The sequence below is a fragment of the Salinarimonas sp. genome (assembly GCF_040111675.1).
Classification (GTDB): domain Bacteria; phylum Pseudomonadota; class Alphaproteobacteria; order Rhizobiales; family Beijerinckiaceae; genus Salinarimonas.
This window is the reverse complement of the sequence record NZ_CP157794.1, coordinates 2,853,652-2,872,083: the sequence shown is the minus strand read 5'-3', so window position 1 is coordinate 2,872,083 and position 18,432 is coordinate 2,853,652. Positions and strand designations below refer to the sequence as shown.

The following is an 18,432-nucleotide window of genomic DNA, read 5'->3' as shown; positions in this document are numbered from 1 at the left end:
CCGAAACACGACGGTCGAGCTCGACGCTGCCGGACTTCCGCTTCGCGGAACGCGTCGCTTCGCGCCGCGCCCCATCCGTCACGCCGCCTGCGGCGGCGCGCCACCTTCCCCTACAGGGAAGGAGACACGACGCGTCGCTCGTGGGCGTCCCACCCGTGGACATCCTGCCTCAGCGGACGTGCTCACATGATCGTCGAATCCATGAACTGGGGCCTCGCCTGGCCCTACTACCTCGCCGCCCTCGTCGGGGGCTATCTCCTCGGCTCGATTCCCTTCGGCCTGCTGATCACCAAGGCGGCGGGGCTCGGCGACGTGCGCAGGATCGGGTCGGGCAACATCGGCACGACGAACGTGCTGCGCACCGGCCGCAAGGACCTCGCGGCGGCGACGCTCGTCCTCGACGCGCTCAAGGGCACCGCCGCCGTGCTGATCGCCTGGCAATGGGGCCCGCAGACGGCGGTGATCGCGGCCTTCGGGGCGTTTCTCGGCCATTGCTACCCGGCCTGGCTCGGCTTCAAGGGCGGCAAGGGCGTCGCGACCTATATCGGCGTGCTGATAGGCCTCGACTGGCGGGTCGCGCTGATCTTCTGCGCCGCCTGGCTCCTCGTCGCCTTCACGACGCGCTACTCGTCGCTCTCGGCCTTGGTCGGGAGCCTGACGGCTCCGCTCGCCTTGTGGCTCCTCGGCGAGGGGCAGATGGCGGAACTTGCAATTCTGCTCACAATCCTGCTTTGGTGGAAGCATCGCGAGAACCTGAGGCGGTTGCTCGCAGGCACCGAAAGCAGGATCGGGGGGAAATGACGGGCTCCTTCAGCGACGACCAGCTGCTCGATTGGCTGCGCCTGATCCGCAGCGAGAAGGTGGGCCCGCGGACCTTCCGCGCGCTCGTCAATCAGTTCGGCGGGGCCGGCGCGGCGCTGGAGGCGTTGCCGGATCTCGCCCGCAAGTCCGGCCGCTCCGCCCTGCGCATCGCGAGCCGCGCCGAGGTCGAGCGCGAGATGGCCGCCGCCCGCGCCGTCGGCGCCCGCTACCTCGCCTCCGGCGATCCGGCCTATCCCAAGGCCCTCAAGGCCATCGACACCGCCCCGCCGGTGATCTGCGTGCGCGGCGATCCGGCCGCGCTCGCCGCGCCCTGCGTCGGGATCGTCGGCTCGCGCAACGCCTCCGCCGCCGGGCTCACCTTCGCCGGGCGGCTCGCCCGCGACCTCGCCGCGGCCGGCTTCGGCGTCGTCTCGGGCCTGGCGCGCGGCGTCGACACCGCCGCGCACCGGGTCGCGCCGGCATCGACGGTGGCCGTTCTCGCCGGCGGGCTGGGCCGGCTCTACCCGCCGGAGAACGAGGGGCTCCTCCTGCGCATCCTCGACGAGGGCGGCGCCGTCCTCTCGGAGATGCCCTTCGCGTGGGAGCCGAAGGCGCGGGACTTTCCCCGCCGCAACCGAATCGTCTCGGGCCTGTCGCTCGGCGTCGTCGTCGTCGAGGCGGCGCGACGCTCGGGCTCGCTGATCACGGCGCGCTTCGCCAACGAGCAGGGCCGCATCGTCTTCGCCGTGCCGGGCTCGCCGCTCGATCCGCGGGCGGAGGGCACGAACGGCCTCATCCGCGACGGCGCGACGCTGTGCGCCGCCTCCGAGCACGTCGTCTCGGCCCTGATGCCGCTCGTCGACCGGAACTGGATCGCGTCCCTCGAGGCGCAGGACGCCTCAGGCGAGATCGTGGCCGAGACCCTGTGGGACGAGCTCGACTGGCTCGATTTCGGCGTGCCGCTTCCGCCGGCGCCGACGGCGCCGGTCGCCCTCGCCGACGCCGAGGCCGCGCCCGATGCGAACGTCGCCGACGGCGCGGTCGACCCGCACGAGCGCCTCGTCGCGCTGCTCGGCCCCGCACCGGTCGCCGTCGACGACCTGGCGCGCCAGGCGAGCCTTCCCATCGGCGCGGTGAACCGCGTGCTCACCGAGCTCGAGCTGGAGGGCCGGCTCGAGCGCCATGGCGGCAACGCGGTCTCGCTCGCGCCGCGGTACTAGCGCGCCGGGGCCGCCGCCCGCTGGAGAATGGCGAGGGGAGCCTCGATGTCGCAGGCGAGGCCGGCCGGCGCGAAGTCGAGCCGCACCTCGGCCTGCAGGTCGTGCGACAGGCCGCCGGCGATCAGCCGCGTGCCGAAGCCGCGGCGGGTCGGCGGCGTCACCGGCGGGCCGCCTTCCTCGCGCCAGGACAGGACGAGGCGCGGCTCGCGGCCGTCCGCCACACGCCAGCCGATGCGCACGCGCCCACCCTCGCGGCAGAGCGCGCCGTATTTCACGGCGTTGGTCGCGAGCTCGTTGAGCGCCATGGAGAGCGAGACGGCGGCCTTGGGGCCGACACGCAGGTCCGCGCCGACGATCTCCATGCGCGCGCCGCCGGCATGGGCCGCGACGGCGGTCTCGATCACCTCGCGCAGGCTCGCGCCCTCCCAGCTCTCGCGGGTGAGGATGTCGTGGGCGCGCGCGAGGGCGGAGAGCCGGGTGGTGAAGCTCGTGCGCGCCGTGTCCAGGTCCGTCGCCCCCCGCAGGCTCTGCCCGGCGATCGAGAGCACGGTCGCGAGCGTGTTCTTCACCCGGTGGCTGAGCTCGTGGACGAGGAGCTCGCGCTGGCGGTCCGCCGTCTTGCGGGTCGAGACGTCCGCGAAGGTGGAGACGGCGACGACGATCGTTCCGTCGCCGTCGCGGATCGGCGCGGCGCTCACCTCGAGATCGACGACCTGCCCGTCCGGGCGGCGGTACAGGAGGGGCTCGCGGTCGACGATCTCGCCGTGGAGCAGCGCGCGGGCGATCGGGTAGTCCTCGGGGCGATAGGGCTCGCCGTCCGCGCGCACGGCGCCGTAGGCCGCGTAGCCCGTGTAGTCCTCGGCCGGAATGAGGTCGTGGCCGAGGATGGCGACGGCGTGGGAGTTGTGGAACAGCGGCGCGCCGGAGGGGGCGCTCACCACGGCGACGCCGACGGGCATCTGCTCGAGGATCGCGCGCAGGCGGGCCTCGCTCTCCGCCAGCGCGCGCTTCGCCCGGCGTCGCTCGGTGAAGTCCCGCACGTAGCCGATGACCCCGATGATCACGCCCGTGGCGTCTCGCCAGGGCTGGTAGGTCGCCTCGACGACGCGCCCGACGCCGCCGAGCGTGACGGCCACCTCCGCCGTCTCGCCGCGTCCCTCCGCCATGACGCGGCGCTTGATCGTCACGAGCCGCTCGGCTTCCCCGGAGCGCTCCGCGATGTCGAAATCGGTGCGGCCGATGTAGTCCTCGACGCGCAAGGGGCTGAAGCCCTTCGAGACCCACACGTAGCGCAGGGCCGCGTCCTGGATGAAGATGTTGTCCGGCGAGCTCGCCAGCACGAACGAGAGCCGCGCCTCGCTCTCGGCGAGCGCCGCCTCCGCGCGCTTGCGGGCGGAGATGTCGCGGAAGATGCCGGAGACGCCGATCGTGCGCCCGTCGGGCGTGCGCACCGGCGCCGCGGTGAGGGAGACGTCGACGAGGCTGCCGTCCTTGCATCGGCGGACCGTCTCGACGGTCATCGATTCGCCGGCGAGCACGCGGTCGTAGATGGCCTCTCCGCCGTCGGGAAGCAGCAGCCGATAGTCCCGACCGATCGCCTCGCTCTCGTTGTAGCCGAAGAGACGCTCGGCCCCGGGATTCCAGGTGGTGATCGACCCGTCGGCGGCGTCGTAGCACACGATCGCGTCCGGCGACGACATCACCAGGGCCGCGAGGCGGGCGCGCTCGGCTTCGGCGTGCGATGCGGCGGCGCCGTTGCGGGCGTCCCGCGGCGAGGGCGGTCCATCGGGCATGCGAGCACTGGCTTCCGTCGTGGAACCGACAGTTTGCCACGTCGGCATGCCGCAAGGGAAGCCCGATCAACGCGCATCTATTGCCTTTCGGCGCGCCTTGCGTTCGGACACGACGATCTCCTGAGCCTCCTGGCGCGCCATCTCGAGAAAGTAGCCGAGCAGGGTGAGGTCGGCCTGGCGCGCGATGGCGGAAAGCTCCGCGGTGAGGCCGGCGATGTAGTGCGCCGCTTCCTCGCGGTTCAGGGAGGGGCCGCCGGATTCGCTGGCGTCGGTGGCAGAGGGTGTCGAGCTCATATCCTGTCCCGTGCTGACGTAGGCGCACGCGCGTCGAGCGCAGCCACAACCTATTCGAGCCGCGGATTCGGATACAGCAAAAAGTTGATCATCTCTGACGTGTTTTTACGCCGCATCTCACAATGTGAGAAGCGTGATCATGACCGGCATTGTCATCATCGCAGCAAGTGTTTGAATCGTAATGATTTCCGCCATCAGAGGCGCATCGCCCCCCATCTGCTTGGCGAGGATGTAGCCGCCGCTCGCCGTCGGCACGGAGGAGGCGATGGCGACCACGACGAGATCGTCCCCGGCGACCCCGAAGCCGCGCGCGAGGCTGACCGCCACGACGGGTAGGAGAATCATCTTGGTCGCGATGGCGATCCAGTGCGCGGCGCCCGGCCGGGCGAGGCGGCGCATGTCGAGGCCGGCGCCCACGACGATGAGCCCGGCGCCCAGCGCCGCGCCGCCGAGGATCTCGACGAAGCCGAGGAGCGGACCCGGCACGGGAAGGCCCGTCGCGTTGAGGAAGACGCCGATGGCGGAGGACCAGATGAACGGGTTCGTGACGATGGCCGTCAGGATCTGCCGCGCGCTCTGCGGCGGGCCGCCGGCGAAGCGCACGAGGACGCCGATGGCGAGCAGGTTGAGGAGCGGGATCATCACCGCGATCGCGACCGCCATCAGCGCGAGCCCGCGCTCGCCGAAGAGGCTGCCGGCGACCGCGAGGGCGACGAAGGTGTTCCAGCGCGTCGCGCCCTGGAAGATCGAGGTGAAGCTCGGCCCCGTCACCCCGACGCGCCGCTCCATCGTCCGGCGCAGGGCCATGAGGCCGCCGGCATTGACCAGGATCGCGGCGACGAGCGCCGCCCCGACGTCGCCGACCGGCACGTCCGCCAGCTCGGCCTTGGCGAGCGTCGCGATGATGATGGCGGGAAAGAAGACGACGTAGGTCACCTTCTCCAGCCCCGGCCAGTGCTTGTCCTCGACGAAGCCCGTCACGCGCGCGAGCCAGCCCGCCATGATCACGAGGAAGACGGGGACGAGAGAGGCGAGGACGCTGGACATGTCTCGAAACGGGCTCGGCGCGCGGGGCAGGGGCCCCGTGCATCGGTCCCAGGGCCCGGCCAAGTCAAGCGCGCGGGGGCGTTGTCCGTATGGGGGATTATCGCCCCGGCGCCGCTACACGGCGCCGCCGTCGTCCGCGCCGTCCTCCTCGCGCCGCGCCGCGAGTCCCGCGAGCCGGTCGAGCGCGCCCTGGAGGATGTAGGCGGCGGCGATCTTGTCGACGACCTCGCCGCGCCGGGCGCGCGAGGCGTCCGCCTCGATCAGCATGCGGGTGACCGCGACGGTGGAGAGGCGCTCGTCCCAGGGCACGATGGGGCAGGGCACGAGGGGGCCGAGGTTGCGCATGAAGGCGCGGGTCGCCTGGACGCGCGGGCCCGCCGTGCCGTCCATGTTGAGCGGCAGCCCCACGACGATCCCCTTCACGTCGAACTGCGCGACGATCGCCGCCAGGCGTGCTGCGTCCGGCCCGAACTTCGTGCGCCGGATGGTCTCGAGCGGGCTCGCGATCCGCCGCTCCAGATCCGAGAGGGCGAGGCCGATCGTCTTGGTGCCGAGGTCGACGCCGATCAGGCGCCCGCGCGGCGGCAGGGTCGCGGCGAGCGCCTCCAGCTCGGCGCTCACGAGCCGAACCCGTCTTGGCGGGACGCCCTCGCCCGAAGGCGCGGAACGGCGGTATCGTGCGATCGGCGAATCACATCCGGAATCCTGGCTCGCCGGCGGAGCGTCCGCCGGGCGGGCGCGTTCTAATCCAAACCACGAGGGAGCGCGACCCATGAAGATCACCTGGTTCGGACATTCCGCCTTCCGGCTCGAGTTCGGCGACGCCGTGGTGCTGATCGATCCCTTCCTGAGCGGCAATCCCGCTTTCGAGGGCGACGTCGCCGAGGCCGCGAAGGGCGTCACGCACGTCCTGATCACGCACGCCCACGGCGATCACGTCGGCGACACGCTGACGATCGCCAAGGAGAGCGGGGCCAAGGTCGTCACCAACTACGACCTGTGCATGTATCTCGCCTCGCAGGGTCTCGAGAGCTTCGACCCGATGAACACCGGCGGCACCGTCGACCAGGGCGGCTTCACCGTCACGATGGTGCGCGCCGACCATTCCGCCGGCCTGGTCGAGCAGGGCGTGACCTTCCCGCTCGGCAGCGCCAACGGGCTGATCGTGAAGGCGCCCGGCGAGCCGACGGTCTACCACATGGGCGACACCGACATCTTCTCCGACATGGAGCTGATCGCCGAGCTGCACGAGCCGGACGTCGTGCTGATCCCGGTCGGCGATCGCTTCACCATGGGGGCGCGGAGCGCCGCGCTCGCGATGAAGCGCTTCTTCCCGAGGGCGAAGGCGGCGATTCCCTGCCATTACGGCTCGTTCCCGATCATCGACCAGACCGCCGACGCCTTCGTCGCCGCCATGCAGGACACCGACATCCAGGTGATCGTCCCGCACAAGGGCATGCCGGTGCGCGTGGGGGCGTGACGCGGGACGGCCGTTAACCATGCGAACGGGTCGCGCTGGCGCGACTCGGGACGCTTTGGCAGGGTCGCGCGTTAAGAGAACCTTAACCAAGAGGTCGTGCCCCCTTGCCCGAGATCGCGCCAGACAATCGGCCGGACACCGCCCCGCGGCGTCGATGCGTGCCGCGGGAGGACCTGATCCTGCCCGTGCTCGACCTCGGGCGCCGTCCGGCCCGCGCGCCGGGCGCCGCGCCGACGGTGATCGGGGCGGGCGATCTCCTGGTCGCCGCGCGCGCGGGCGCGCCGCGATCGCGCCCGCCGCTCCCGGCGGAGCGCCCGATGCGCACGACGCCGACGCTCGCCGATCTCGCACGCGTCCTGCGGGGCCTTCGGCGCTCGGCGAACGACAATCGCGTGCGGATCACCGTGTGGTCGGCGATTCTCCTCCTGCTGCTGACGCATGCGGCCGCGGTGCGCATCGCGCCGCAGCTGGAGCGCGTCATCGAGGTTCCGCCGCCGGCCTATCCCGGGCGGATGATCAGCGCGCTGTGACCCGCCTGGGCGGGCCGGATCAGCCGTAGGCCGCCTCCAGCATCGCGCGATAGTCCGCCGCGGACGCCTCCCGCGGGTTGGTCGCGGCCGAGTGGTCCTTCGTCGCCGCCTCCGCGACGGCGGGGAGGTGGCGATCCGGCAGGCCCATGGCGGAGAGCGTCGTCGGCAGGCCGAGAGCCGCGGTGAAGTCCCGGAAATAGGCGGCGAGGTCGGTACCCGGCGCGAGGCTCAGACGCTCGCGGATCACGTCGTACTTCGCCCCGACATGGCCGTCGTTGAAGGCGAGCACGTGCGGCAGCAGAACGGCGTTGAGCGTGCCGTGGTGCAGCGACACGTCGGGAAGGCCGCCGAGGGGATGGGAGAGGGCGTGCACGGCGCCGAGCCCCTTCTGGAAGGTCAGCCCGCCCTCGAGCGCCGCCATCATCATCTCCGACCGCGCCTCCCGGTCCGCGCCGTCGGCCACGGCGCGCGGGAGGTATGCCAAAGCGCGCACGAGCCCGTCGAGGGCGATCGCCTCCGCCGGCGGGTTGAAGCGCGGGCTGAGATAGGTCTCGAGGCAATGCGTCACCGCATCCATGCCCGTCGCCGCCGTGAGGCCGGGCGGCAGGCCGAGCGTCAGGTCCGGGTCGCAGACCGCGCGCTCGGGGATGAGGTGGGGCGAGACGAAGCCGAGCTTGCGCCCGTCGGCTAGCGTGATCAGCGCCGCGCGGCCGACCTCGCTGCCCGTTCCCGCCGTGGTCGGCACCGCGATGACCGGCGCGACGGCGGGCGTGATCAGCGGGACGCCGCCGAGGATGGCGGCGTAGCGCGCGAGCGGGCCCTCGTGCGTCGCGAGGAGCGCCACCGCCTTGGCGAGATCGATGGGCGAGCCGCCGCCGAGCGCCACGAGGCCGTCGCAGCGCTCGGCGCGATAGAGCGCGAGCGCCTCCGCCACGGCGGCCTCGGTCGGGTTCGTGGGCGTCTCGCCGTAGAGCGGGGCGTCGAGCCCTGCGGGCAGCGCGGCGCGCAGGCGATCGACCAGATCGGTGGCGAGGAGGCCGGCGTCGGAGACGATCAGCGGGCGCGATACGCCGAGCGCCGCGAGGTCGTCGGCGAGACCGGCGAGGGCGCCCGGCGCGAAGCGGATCGTGGTGAGATAGGTGATCGGGAACACGGGAGGGGCCTCGTCGGGGCGGGAACCGGAATGCGGCCAAGGTCGCCCGCCGCAGGGCCCCTGTCCATGGCGCGAACGCGCAAGCGGGAAGGGGTGCGCGCGCGAAAATCCCCGCCCGCGGGTGGGGGTGCGCGGGCGGGGAAGTCTGGAGGCGAAAGCCGCTGTTCTGATCCGCGGCTTCACGGACGGAAATAGGCCGGGCCCGCTGAACCGGGGATGAAGGTGCGCGCTCCGGGCGGGCCGGCCCGCATCGGCACGGGGTTCCGCCTGCGGCGATCGGTCCCGTTCCCGAAGCCGCTTCGAAAAACGTTCGCCATGGAATAACCTGATCCACGCGCGCATGTACCGGGCGGACCCACGCCCCGCAGAACGCGGCCGCGGATCAGGAATCTCATGGTCAAGACCAGCGCTCTCTTCGCCCTCGCCGGCGCCGTTCTGATGGGGCTCTCGCTCCTCACGGACGTTCCGATCTCCCCCCTCGTCCCGACCGCGACGCTCGTTCTCGCCGCCGTGCTCTATCTCGGGCGCGAGGTCTCGGCCTTCATCCGCATCCTGATCGCGCTGATCGCCGGCGCGCACGTACTGCTCGGCGCGCTCTACGTGCTCGACGCGCTGGGCGCGATGCCGGCCTTCATGGCGGACTTCACGCCCACCGTCTCCATGCCCGCGGCCGCGGGCGTGTTCGCGGCGGTGGTGGCGGCGGTGGGTCGCCTGCCCGTGATCCGCCAGATCACCATCCTCACCGACCCGTATTTCACCTCCCGCGAGGTCGGCGTCGTGCGGATCTGGCCGTTCCCGGCCGTGCGCGCGCAGGAGCGCTACATCGGCACGACGATCCTCGCCATCGTCGTGATCATGCAGTTCGCGCTCGTCGCGATCTCGGTGCGCCTGTCCTACTGGAACCGCGACTGGTTCAACGCCATCCAGGAGCGCGACGCCGAGACCTTCTGGCGCCTGCTCCTCACGGTGTGGGTGTTCTGGGTCGTCGTCGCGGTGACGATGGCGATCTACCAGTACGCGGTTCGCATGACGCTCGACATGCGCTGGCGCGCCTGGCTGACCGAGCACTACACCGCGCGCTGGCTCTCCGACGCGACGCAGTACCGGATGCAGGTCTTCGGGAACCAGACCGACAACCCGGACCAGCGCATCCAGGAGGACGTGCGCAAGTTCACCTCGCTCACGCTGTCCTTGACGCTCGGCATCCTCGCCCAGGTCTCGACGCTCGTCTCCTTCTCCGTGATCCTGTGGACGATCTCGGCGGACTTCACTTTCCCCGGCACCACGGTCGAGGTGCCGGGCCTCCTGTTCTGGATCGCGCTCGTCTACGCCATCGTCGCCACCTGGGTGACGCACCTGATCGGCCGGCCGCTGATCTCGCTCAACTTCCTGCAGGAGAAGTACGAAGCCGATTTCCGCTTCTCGCTGGCGCGCATGCGCGAATACGCCGAGCAGGTCTCGCTCTTGCGCGGCGAGAAGGCCGAGCGGGCCTCGCTGGGGCGGCAGTTCGCGCTGGTGATGGACAACTTCTTCAAGCAGGTGGGCGTCTCGAAGCGGCTCATCGCCTTCACCTCGTTCTACGACTATTCGAACTCGGTCGTGCCCTACGTCATCGCCGCGCCCTTCTATTTCGCCGGCACGATCCAGCTCGGCGTGATGACGCAGACCGCGGGCGCCTTCGCCCGCGTCGAGGGGGCGCTGTCGTTCTTCATCAACGCCTACCAGACGCTCGCCGAGTACAAGGCCGTGGTCGACCGCCTCACCTCCTTCGAGGGCTCGATCGACCGCGCCCGCACGGCGGCGAAGAAGACCGGCGAGATCGCGCTCCTCGACCACGACGAGCCGGACCTGCGGCTGGAGGGCCTCGTCGTCCGCCTCGCCGACGGCGCGCCGATCGTGCGCGCCGAGCGGCTCTCGCTCGAGCCCGGAATTTCCGTGCTGGTCGCCGGCCCGTCCGGCACCGGCAAGTCGACGCTCTTCCGCGCGATCTCCGGCATCTGGCCCTTCGGCGAGGGCGCCGTGAAGCGCCCGCGCGGGGCGGAGATCATGCTCCTGCCGCAGCGCCCCTACCTTCCCGGCGGCACGCTGCGCGGCGCCGTCGCCTATCCCGCGCCGGAGGACCTCTACGAGGACGCCGCGATCATCACCGCCCTCGAGACGGTGCGCCTCGCGCACCTCGCCCCGCTCCTCTCCGAGGACCGGATCTGGGCGCAGACCCTCTCGCTCGGCGAGCAGCAGCGCCTCGCGGTCGCCCGCGCGCTGCTGGCCAAGCCCGACTGGCTCCTCCTCGACGAGGCCACCGCCGCCATGGACGAGCCCACCGAGGAGGCGATCTACCGCGTTCTGATGGAGGCGCTCCCCGACACGACCGTCGTCTCCATCGGCCACCGCTCGACCCTCAACGCCTTCCACGAGCGGCGCGTCGACATGGTGATGGGCAAGGACGGCCTCCACGAGCCGGCGGACGTGGGGGAGGCGGCGGAGGCGGCGGAGTAGAATCTCCTTCCTGTAGGGGAAGGTGGATCGGCGAAGCCGAGACGGATGGGGCACGCCGCCAGGCGTGTTCCGCGCAGCGGAAACCGGGCGTCGCTCCTCCGCCGGGTCGAGACCACCCCCGGCCGGCTTCGGCTTCGCCGAACACGCCTGCGGCGTGCCCCATCCGTCACCGCGCTTCGCGCAGCGCCACCTTCCCCTACAGGGAAGGAGGACGGCCGGCGCTCACTCCATGAGCAGCGCCAGCGGGTCGCAGTCGACCTGCATCCAGCGGCTGGCGACGGGGCCGGGGAGCTGGGCGGGGAGCGCGAGCGGCGACGGCTCGTCCGCCTCCAGGAAGGCCCGCAGGGCGTAGAGCCGCCGGCGCAGGCGGGCGGCCTCGTCCGAGGCGGGCGGCGCGAGCGCCTGCGCCTCCGCCGCCGCGAGCGCGAGCGTGAACAGCGCGCCGCGCCGGCTCGCCGGCCGCAGGTCGCTCGCCCGCAGGGCGATGTGGGCGAGGCTCAGGTCCGCCTCCCGCACGATCCGCGCGGCGTGCTCGCGCTCCTCCTCGTATCGCGCGTCCTCCATCACCCGCTCGGCCTCCCCCCGCCGCACGAGAAGCCGCTCCGCCTCGGCGCACAGGGCCGCGAGCGGACACGCGAACGAGTCGTCCGATGCATCGTGGGGCATGGAAGGGGGACTTTCGTTGTGTTGCGCCGTCGGGGAGAGGTATAGTCGAGATTGAACGTTAAAGCAAGATGCTGCATCTCACTTTCTGCGAGTTCCGCGTGCCGAGATCCTCGATCAGCAGCGAGCAGCTGCGCGCCGCCCGGGCGCTTCTCCGTTGGGAGCAGACGGATCTGTGCCGGGAATCCGGGGTGTCGCTGGCGACGATCCGGCGGCTGGAGGGGAAGCCGGGGGCGCTGGCGGCGCATGCGTCGACGGTGGGGAAGCTGGTGGGGGCGGTGGAGCGGGCTGGGGTGCGGTTCGTGGAGGCGGATGGGGAGGGGGAGGGGGTTAGGTTTACCAAAGCGAGGCGTGTGTAGGATCCTCGTCGACGCTCAGCGTGGAGGGGTCGATGCCAAGGGCGGTGAGGCTGGCGCGGATATCGGTCGCCTGGATACCGCCGCCTATCGCCGCGCGGAGATAGTGGCCCGCCAACCCGCGCTGCAGTTCACCGAAGGCTTCGGGCAGCTGTTCCGCGGGTCCGCGCACCGCTGCGAGCCCCTTTGCGAAAGCCTCGGCCCCAGCAACGTGGTTGCCGGCCGCCGCGAGCACGGTGCCCAGCGATCCGTATGCCCGAGCGAGGTGTGGCAGGAATCGCGCCGGATCGTCGGTGGCAAGCTTTTCCCGGATGTCGACAGCGCGGCGGGCTGGCTCTAGCGCCGCCCGCACCTCGCCAGCGAATCCTAAAGCAATAGCGTAGTTGTTTAGACCCGTTGCAAGATCAGGTAGAAAGCGAGATGGCTCGGCGGCTATGAGCCTCTCGTAAATTTCGACAGCGCGGCGGGCGGGCGCCAGCGAAGAAGGCCCATCGCCGAATGTACACAGGCACCCAACGAAGTTGCTTAAGGTCGTGGCGAGGCCTGCCAGGAAGCGGTCCGGCTCGGCCGCCGCCAACGTCTCAAGTATATCTATGGCGCGGCGGGTGTGCTTCAGCGCTGCATTAGTTTCGCCGACTTGAATAAGACAATTTGCGCAAATGGTAAGGCTTGTAGCTAGGTCGCCGTGGTAGAGTATCGGCTCGGTTGCAGCGAGCTTATCGAAGTTATTGACGGCGCGTCGTGCATGTTCCAGCGCTGCGTGCATGTCGCCAACTTCGGCCAAACTGACCGCGTAATTTCCTGCCGCGCGAGCCAAATCCGCTTCGTCAACTGCGGTTTCTAAAACTCGGGCGTTCACGTGGACCGAAAGGCGAGCGAGATGGATGTTCTGTTCAGGTATTTGCGCATCGATTCTTCGGATCTCTTCTGCATTAAGAAGAGGAAGGGTGGTCTCAAGCGCTTTGACTATTTGGCTCGCGCTATCGCGCGCCTTCTTGCCATGAATGGGTGCTTGTGCGCGCGACAGAACCGTAAGCAATGCTCCGACATCTCCGAAAAAGAGGTCTTGCTCGGCGGTCACCAACGTTGCGGCTACGAGTTCCTTCCAGGTTGGCTCCACACCTTCGGCCAGCTGCGTCATCATCTTGTTCATCACGCACAGCTGCTCACCAATGAGGTCCGGCTCGATCTGCCGCAGCCCGTCTTGCGTGGTCGGCCCATCGGGGCCGACCAAGGGCAATGCGAACCCATACAGCCGCTGCGCCGCCGCCAGCGTCTCCTCGCTCGACCCAGGCGCCAGCCGCACCCGGTACGGATCGGCGTCCATCAGCGTCCGCGCGCCGTCGAGCGTCGCGCCCTGGACCAGCGTCACCTGCGCCATCAGCCGGTGCATCGAGACGACGCGTGGATCGTTGTGCACGATGGCGTCGGGGTCCTCCCCCGGCTTCGCCACCGCGCGCTTCCAATGCCGGCGCTCCTGCGCGGCCATGGCGGCGATGACGTCGCCGCCCTCGGCAGAGACGCCGAGCGCCGCGAGATAGGCGCTCATGGCGACGACGAGCGGGCGGTCCGCGTCGAGGGCGGCGGGGCCGTCGTCGGACGGGGGCGGATGCGGGACGTCGAGCCAGGCGAAGGCGGCGGCGAAGGCGCGGCGGGCGTCGGCGTGGAGCCGGGCGCGCTCCTCCGGCGTCAGCGGCGTCGCGACCTCCGCATGCGGCGCGCGGTCGAAGATCGTCGCGGCGGCCTCGCTGTCCGTGAACCCGTCCCACCAGCCTTCCGCCGAGCGGGCGAGCGCGAGGATGCGGATGCGGTGGCTCATGCCGGCCGCGAACCGTGTCAGCTCGGCGAGGCGGCCGAGCTGCGACTCGGCGTAGTCGACGACGAGGAGGACGCCCTCCTTGCCCTCCGGCAGGTCGAGCAGCCCGCGCAGGCTCTCGTCGTCCGCGCCCTTCATCGCGTTGCCGACGAAGGAGGCCTTCCAGCCCGGCGTCAGCGCCGCGATCGCCTCGATGGCGAGGCGCGTCTTGCCGAAGCCGCCGCCGGCCACGTAGAGGCGGCCGCGGGGATACGGCTTCTCCGGGTCGCGCGCCCAGTCGAGCAGCCGCCCGCGCGTGTCGTTGCGGTCGAGATAGGGGACGATGCCGTAGCGCGCGAGGAGGAGCCCGGTCGGCAGGGTCTTCAGCCGCTCGACGACCTGCGGCAGGGTGACGTTCGCCGTGCCGGGATCGATCGCCGCCTCGCGGCGCAGGGCGAGCAGGCGGGCGACCCGCCGCTCGATCTCGTCCGGCAGCCCATCCACCGCGCCGCGCAGCTCCGCCAGCGCCGTCGCCAGATCCTCCTGCCGGCCCAGCACCTCCAGCACGGCTTGCTGCTCGAGCACGATCCGCAGCGCGGCGTTGCCGGCGATCTCATCGGCCATCGCGGTGCGGAAATGCGGCCACCAGCCGGGGAAGCGCGTGTCTCCCGCGCGGAAGAAGGCGGTGAAGGCGTCGAAGCCGGGGGCGTCGGGGGCTTGGGCGGCGGCTTCGTCGAGGGTGAGGGTCTCACTGACGGCGCGCAGGTCGGCCGTCTCCTGGCCGGCGACGAGCGCCCGCACGCGCGGCTCGACCGCCGGGGCGGCGTCGCTCGGGGTGTCGAGGGCCGTGCGGGCGAACAGGCGCAGGGCCTCGACGAGATGGCGGGGCTGCGTGTCGTGGGGGAGGGCGGCGAAGGCGTCGACCGTCGTCAGCAGGGCACGCAGCTGGGCGCGGCGGACCGCGCGGGCGAGCTCCAGCGCGTCGGGGTCGGGCTGCGCCGGGAACAGGCGCTCGCGCAGCTTCGCGAGGCCCGCGGTCGCGACATTGCCGCCGACGCCGCCGAAGGCGCTCGCCAGCAGTGCGGTTGGCGCGAAGTCGTCCGTCATGCCGCCCCCGAATGCGCGATCCGGGGATATGCTACCACGCTCGCCCGCGACGCGAACCCGAAAACCCGCTTACCCCACCAGCAGCACCACCCCCGCCAGCGCCACCGCGCCGCCGGCGCCGCGCGTCGCCCACGCGGGCGCGTCGCGGCCCAGCGCCCGCCCGAGCGCGATGCCCAGCGCGTGCAGCGCCGCGGTCGCGACCAGGAACCCGCCCACATACCAGCCCGCGCTCGCGCCGAGCGGCAGCTCCGCGCCGTGGGCGTAGCCGTGAGCGGCGGCGAAGGCGCCGCAGAGGACGGCGCCGATCGCCAGCGGCGCGGCGAGGCGCAGCGCCACCGCGAGGCCGAGCGCGGCGACGGAGCCGGCGATGGCGGCCTCGGTCCAGGGAATCCAGGGCCCCACCATGCCGGCGAGCGCGGCGGCGATCATGGCGGCGAGGAAGGCGGCCGGCCAGGCGAGCGTCGCGCGCCCGCCGACGAGGCCGGCCCAGAGCCCCACCGCGATCATGGCGAGCACGTGGTCGATCCCGAGGATCGGATGCGCGAGCCCGGCGAGGAAGCCGCCGGTCGGATGGTGGCCGACATGCGCCAGCGCCGGCGTCGCCGCGAGAACGAGCGCGGTCGCCGCGCCGAATGCCGAAATCTTCATCATCGCCCCCTCATTGAAGAACGTTTCGCCGCCCTGGGCGCTCACGCCGCCTCGGCCGAGAGCCCCCCGGCCTCCTCGATGAACCGCGCCACCGCGTCCACGCCCTCGCCCGCGCGCATGTCGGTGAAGACGAAAGGCCGCTTGCCGCGCATGCGCGCCGCGTCCTCCTCCATCACCGCGAGGCTCGCGCCGACATGGGGGGCGAGGTCGATCTTGTTGATGACGAGGAGGTCGGAGCGGGTGATGCCAGGCCCGCCTTTTCGCGGGATCTTCTCGCCGCCGGAGACGTCGATGACGTAGATGGTCAGGTCCGCGAGCTCGGGCGAGAAGGTGGCGGCGAGGTTGTCGCCGCCGGATTCGAGCAGGATCAGGTCGAGGCCGGGGAAGCGCCGCGTCATCGTGTCGATGGCGGCGAGGTTGATCGAGCAGTCCTCGCGGATGGCCGTGTGCGGGCAGCCGCCGGTCTCGACGCCCATGATCCGCTCCTCGGGGAGCGCGCCGGCGACGGTGAGGAGGCGCGCGTCCTCCTTGGTGTAGATGTCGTTGGTGATGGCGACGAGGTCGTAGCGCTCCGCGAAGCGCTTGCAGAGCTGCTCCATCAGGGCCGTCTTGCCGGAGCCGACCGGGCCGCCGATCCCGACGCGCAGCGGGCCGTGGGGGGAGGGGGAGGTCGGGGCCATCAGGACGGGTCTCCTCTAGGATCGGAACAGGCGGGTATATTGCGTCTCGTGCAGGAGCGCGCCGAGATCCGCGCGGAAGACGGCCGCGCCGAGATCCTCCAGCGTCTCGCCCTCCGCCGCGCGGGCGCGCGCCGCGATCGCAGGCAAGAGCGAGGCCACGACCTGCTGGCCGCCCGTCTGCCCGATGATCCCGAGCCGCACGGCGGCGGAGACGAGGTTCTGGATGAAGCCGAGCGCCTGCGCCTCCAGCGTCTCGCCGAGCGGAAGGCCGTGCCCGCCGGCGACGAGGCCGAAGGCGACCGGGTAGGGCGTGTCCGCGACCGCGTGCGCGCGATAGGCGTCGAGCGCCGCGCAGGGCCAGGAGGCGGTGCAGATCTGCAGGAAGGCATTGCCCTGGGTGATGGTCTCGAGCCGGCGCTCGGCCGAGGGGGAGAGGGCGATCGCCAGCTCGGCGAGCTCCGCCAGCCGGGCGGGATCGGCGTGCGCGCGAAAAGCCTCGGCGCAGAGGATCGCGTCGTTGCGCGGCGCGCCGTGGGCCAGGAGATCGCCGAGCCACGCCTCCAGGCTCGCGGCGTCCACCACGTCCCCCGCCTCGTGCGCCCATTCGAGCCCGTGCGAATAGGCGAAGGCGCCGACGGGATAGGCCGGCGAGGTCCAGATCAGGAGCGGCAGAGACAACGCCATCGCCCGGCCCCCGCCCGCGGATCAGTCGTGATGATGGTGGTGGTGGCCGTGGGAATGGCCATGGTCGTGCCCGTGGCCATGGTCATGATCATGCGTATGGTCATGGGAATGGGAATGCGCGTGGCCGTGATCGTGGCCGCAGCCGGCATGTTGGAGGTGGTGCCCATGCGCGTGACCATGCCCATGGTCGTGCCCGCAATCGTGCTCGTAGGCGCCGCGCTCGGGCTGGAAGGGCCGCTCCACCTCCCGCGCGCTCCCGCCCTGTCCGCGGACCATCTCGGCGAGCACGTGGTCGCGCTCGATGTAGATGGCGTCCGCCGTGATCTCGGCCGGCGTGTGCCGGTTGCCGATGTGCCAGGCGAGGCGCACGAGCCGCAGCGGGTTCTCGGCGGTGATCTCGAGCAGCGGCTGGGCCGCGGCCTTCACCTGGACGAGGCCGCCGTCCTCCAGCTTCACGGCGTCGCCGTCGGCGAGCACCGTCGCCTTGTCGAGGTCGAGCAGGAAGGCCAGGCCCCGGTCGCCGGTGAGCGCGATGCGCCGGCGCTGGCGGCCCTCGTGATCGAGGGTGACGGTGTCGACGACCTTCTCGGCGCGGACGGCGGGCTTGCGGACGACGGAGATGGCGCGCTGCATGGTCTCTCGCGGGCGTGTCGGGGCTGGCTCGGCCGAAAGGCCGGCCTTCGGATCGCGCGGACGATAGCCGAGCCCCGCCCGAGAGGGAAGCCGGACGCGCCGCCGCGCCGCGCTCGGCTCATTCGGCCGGTTCGCAGACCCAGCCGTCGGCGGTGAACTCGCAGTTCGGCCCGTTCGCCTCGGCCCGGCCGGGATCGCCGAAATTCACTGCGGGAAGCGACTGCGTCGTCTCGGCGTCCGTCTGCGGGGCGGCGTTTCCTGTCGGGTTCCCGGTCGTGCCGAGCGTGGGGCTGATCTGCTCGCGCGCGGCGTCGACCTGCTCCTCCAGCGCCTGGAGCTGCTCTTCGAGCGCGGCGATCTGCTCGCGTGCGGCGGCTTCGGCCTCGCGGGCCTGCTGGATCCGCGCCTCGGCCTGCGCGGCCTCTTCCGTCGCCGTCGCGGCCTCCTCGGAGAGGTTGGCGAGCGTCTCGCGCGCCTGCGCCTCCTCGCCGCGCAGCTCCTCGAGCCGGCCGCCGACCTGGGCGACCTCCTCGGAGCGGGCGGCGAGATCGTTCTCGAGCTGGGTCAGCTCGGCGCGGGCGGCCTCGATCTCCTCGCGCCAGCCCTGGATCTCCTGCTCGCGCTCCGTGTAGCGCGTCTCCTGCGTGGAGAGCTCCTCCTCCAGCGCCGCGAGGCGCTCCTCGCGGGTGGCGACGTCGGTCTCGAGCGCCTCGGCGCGCTCGGACAGCGTCGTCTCCTGCGCCTGCGCCTCCTCGAGCCGCGTCTCGGCCGCCGTCACCTCGGCCCGGACGGTCTCGAGATCGCCCGTGGCCGCCTGCTGCTCCTCGAGCGAGCCGATCGCGGCGGCGCGCTCCTCCTCGAGCGTCGCGAGGCGGGCGGCGTAATCCTGCTCGGTCGTGTTCGCGGAAACGAGCGCCCAGATGGCGATCGCCCAGCCGATCGCGGCCACGATCGCGAGCGTCAGCGGAATGGGGCGGGTGAACTCGTTTCGCGTGTCGTCTGCCATCGCGCGTCTCCGTCGGGGGCTAAGAGCGCGACGGCAACGCTCGGCG

17 protein-coding genes are annotated in these 18,432 nt (G+C 71.6%); 5 read left to right on the top strand and 12 right to left on the bottom strand.

The genetic code is table 11. From position 1 onward, the window contains the following. Positions 1–186 precede the first annotated feature (186 nt). Positions 187–801 carry a glycerol-3-phosphate 1-O-acyltransferase PlsY gene (gene plsY / locus ABL310_RS13315; RefSeq protein ID WP_349367499.1) on the top strand — a complete coding sequence of 205 codons (615 nt, stop codon included), beginning with the start codon at positions 187–189 and terminating at the stop codon, positions 799–801. Beyond that, entirely contained in the window at positions 798–2,021 is a 1,224-nt protein-coding gene (gene dprA / locus ABL310_RS13310; RefSeq protein WP_349367498.1) for a DNA-processing protein DprA, read from the top strand. The genes plsY and dprA overlap by 4 nt, the downstream gene beginning before the upstream one ends. On the opposite strand, the gene ABL310_RS13305 is transcribed toward dprA, so the two are convergent. From ABL310_RS13305 to ruvX, 4 genes are all read right to left on the bottom strand, one after another. Then, complete coding sequence (locus ABL310_RS13305) at positions 2,018–3,814, bottom strand: PAS domain S-box protein (RefSeq protein ID WP_349367497.1); 1,797 nt, start codon at positions 3,812–3,814, stop codon at positions 2,018–2,020. The genes dprA and ABL310_RS13305 overlap by 4 nt on opposite strands. A gap of 66 nt (positions 3,815–3,880) precedes the next feature. Further along, positions 3,881–4,108, bottom strand: coding sequence for a hypothetical protein (locus ABL310_RS13300; RefSeq protein WP_349367496.1), 228 nt, complete (start codon positions 4,106–4,108; stop codon positions 3,881–3,883). A 117-nt stretch (positions 4,109–4,225) separates the two neighbouring features. Then, positions 4,226–5,155, bottom strand: coding sequence for an AEC family transporter (locus tag ABL310_RS13295; RefSeq protein ID WP_349367495.1), 930 nt, complete (start codon positions 5,153–5,155; stop codon positions 4,226–4,228). Positions 5,156–5,269: 114 nt separating this feature from the next. Beyond that, a complete protein-coding gene (gene ruvX / locus ABL310_RS13290; protein ID WP_349367494.1) occupies positions 5,270–5,776 on the bottom strand; it encodes a Holliday junction resolvase RuvX in 507 nt (168 codons plus the stop codon). A 151-nt stretch (positions 5,777–5,927) separates the two neighbouring features. Between ruvX and ABL310_RS13285 the strand changes: the two genes are divergently transcribed. Together ABL310_RS13285 and ABL310_RS13280 are read left to right on the top strand one after the other, a co-directional pair. Then, positions 5,928–6,635, top strand: a complete 708-nt coding sequence (locus ABL310_RS13285) for a metal-dependent hydrolase (protein WP_349367493.1) — start codon at positions 5,928–5,930, stop codon at positions 6,633–6,635. 158 nt (positions 6,636–6,793) lie between these two features. Continuing rightward, on the top strand, positions 6,794–7,165 hold the full coding sequence (locus tag ABL310_RS13280; RefSeq protein WP_349367492.1) for a hypothetical protein: 372 nt from the start codon (positions 6,794–6,796) through the stop codon (positions 7,163–7,165). 19 nt (positions 7,166–7,184) lie between these two features. Here ABL310_RS13280 and ABL310_RS13275 read toward each other — a convergent pair whose 3' ends face one another. Beyond that, a complete protein-coding gene (locus tag ABL310_RS13275; protein WP_349367491.1) occupies positions 7,185–8,318 on the bottom strand; it encodes an iron-containing alcohol dehydrogenase in 1,134 nt (377 codons plus the stop codon). Positions 8,319–8,711: 393 nt separating this feature from the next. On the opposite strand from ABL310_RS13275, the gene ABL310_RS13270 reads away from it, so the two are divergent. Next, positions 8,712–10,814 carry an ABC transporter ATP-binding protein/permease gene (locus ABL310_RS13270; protein ID WP_349367490.1) on the top strand — a complete coding sequence of 701 codons (2,103 nt, stop codon included), beginning with the start codon at positions 8,712–8,714 and terminating at the stop codon, positions 10,812–10,814. A 222-nt stretch (positions 10,815–11,036) separates the two neighbouring features. Here the strand turns inward: ABL310_RS13270 and ABL310_RS13265 are convergent, their stop codons facing one another. The 7 genes from ABL310_RS13265 to ABL310_RS13235 form a co-directional block, all read right to left on the bottom strand. Beyond that, entirely contained in the window at positions 11,037–11,480 is a 444-nt protein-coding gene (locus ABL310_RS13265; RefSeq protein WP_349367489.1) for a hypothetical protein, read from the bottom strand. A 333-nt stretch (positions 11,481–11,813) separates the two neighbouring features. Continuing rightward, positions 11,814–14,735, bottom strand: coding sequence for a tetratricopeptide repeat protein (locus ABL310_RS13260; RefSeq protein ID WP_349367488.1), 2,922 nt, complete (start codon positions 14,733–14,735; stop codon positions 11,814–11,816). Between the two features lie 69 nt (positions 14,736–14,804). Further along, positions 14,805–15,383 carry a HupE/UreJ family protein gene (locus tag ABL310_RS13255; protein ID WP_349367487.1) on the bottom strand — a complete coding sequence of 193 codons (579 nt, stop codon included), beginning with the start codon at positions 15,381–15,383 and terminating at the stop codon, positions 14,805–14,807. Between the two features lie 41 nt (positions 15,384–15,424). Beyond that, positions 15,425–16,063: an urease accessory protein UreG gene (gene ureG / locus ABL310_RS13250; RefSeq protein ID WP_349367486.1), complete on the bottom strand. Its 639-nt coding sequence runs from the start codon at positions 16,061–16,063 to the stop codon at positions 15,425–15,427. Positions 16,064–16,078: 15 nt separating this feature from the next. Next, positions 16,079–16,747, bottom strand: a complete 669-nt coding sequence (locus tag ABL310_RS13245; RefSeq protein WP_349367485.1) for an urease accessory protein UreF — start codon at positions 16,745–16,747, stop codon at positions 16,079–16,081. 21 nt (positions 16,748–16,768) lie between these two features. After that, positions 16,769–17,380 (bottom strand): urease accessory protein UreE, encoded by a 612-nt coding sequence (locus tag ABL310_RS13240; RefSeq protein ID WP_349367484.1) that lies wholly within the window; start codon positions 17,378–17,380, stop codon positions 16,769–16,771. Positions 17,381–17,498: 118 nt separating this feature from the next. Continuing rightward, positions 17,499–18,386: a hypothetical protein gene (locus ABL310_RS13235; RefSeq protein WP_349367483.1), complete on the bottom strand. Its 888-nt coding sequence runs from the start codon at positions 18,384–18,386 to the stop codon at positions 17,499–17,501. Positions 18,387–18,432: the final 46 nt, after the last annotated feature.

What these genes read in the sequence shown, in the direction of transcription:
- ABL310_RS13245 (WP_349367485.1), bottom strand. Translation starts at nt 16,747, where the DNA reads ATGGCGTTGTCTCTGCCGCTCCTGATCTGGACCTCGCCGGCCTATCCC.
- ABL310_RS13270 (WP_349367490.1), top strand. Translation starts at nt 8,712, where the DNA reads ATGGTCAAGACCAGCGCTCTCTTCGCCCTCGCCGGCGCCGTTCTGATG.
- ABL310_RS13255 (WP_349367487.1), bottom strand. Translation starts at nt 15,383, where the DNA reads ATGAAGATTTCGGCATTCGGCGCGGCGACCGCGCTCGTTCTCGCGGCG.
- ABL310_RS13285 (WP_349367493.1), top strand. Translation starts at nt 5,928, where the DNA reads ATGAAGATCACCTGGTTCGGACATTCCGCCTTCCGGCTCGAGTTCGGC.
- ABL310_RS13265 (WP_349367489.1), bottom strand. Translation starts at nt 11,480, where the DNA reads ATGCCCCACGATGCATCGGACGACTCGTTCGCGTGTCCGCTCGCGGCC.
- ureG (WP_349367486.1), bottom strand. Translation starts at nt 16,063, where the DNA reads ATGGCCCCGACCTCCCCCTCCCCCCACGGCCCGCTGCGCGTCGGGATC.
- ABL310_RS13235 (WP_349367483.1), bottom strand. Translation starts at nt 18,386, where the DNA reads ATGGCAGACGACACGCGAAACGAGTTCACCCGCCCCATTCCGCTGACG.
- ABL310_RS13305 (WP_349367497.1), bottom strand. Translation starts at nt 3,814, where the DNA reads ATGCCCGATGGACCGCCCTCGCCGCGGGACGCCCGCAACGGCGCCGCC.
- ABL310_RS13295 (WP_349367495.1), bottom strand. Translation starts at nt 5,155, where the DNA reads ATGTCCAGCGTCCTCGCCTCTCTCGTCCCCGTCTTCCTCGTGATCATG.
- dprA (WP_349367498.1), top strand. Translation starts at nt 798, where the DNA reads ATGACGGGCTCCTTCAGCGACGACCAGCTGCTCGATTGGCTGCGCCTG.
- ABL310_RS13240 (WP_349367484.1), bottom strand. Translation starts at nt 17,380, where the DNA reads ATGCAGCGCGCCATCTCCGTCGTCCGCAAGCCCGCCGTCCGCGCCGAG.
- ABL310_RS13260 (WP_349367488.1), bottom strand. Translation starts at nt 14,735, where the DNA reads ATGACGGACGACTTCGCGCCAACCGCACTGCTGGCGAGCGCCTTCGGC.
- plsY (WP_349367499.1), top strand. Translation starts at nt 187, where the DNA reads ATGATCGTCGAATCCATGAACTGGGGCCTCGCCTGGCCCTACTACCTC.
- ABL310_RS13300 (WP_349367496.1), bottom strand. Translation starts at nt 4,108, where the DNA reads ATGAGCTCGACACCCTCTGCCACCGACGCCAGCGAATCCGGCGGCCCC.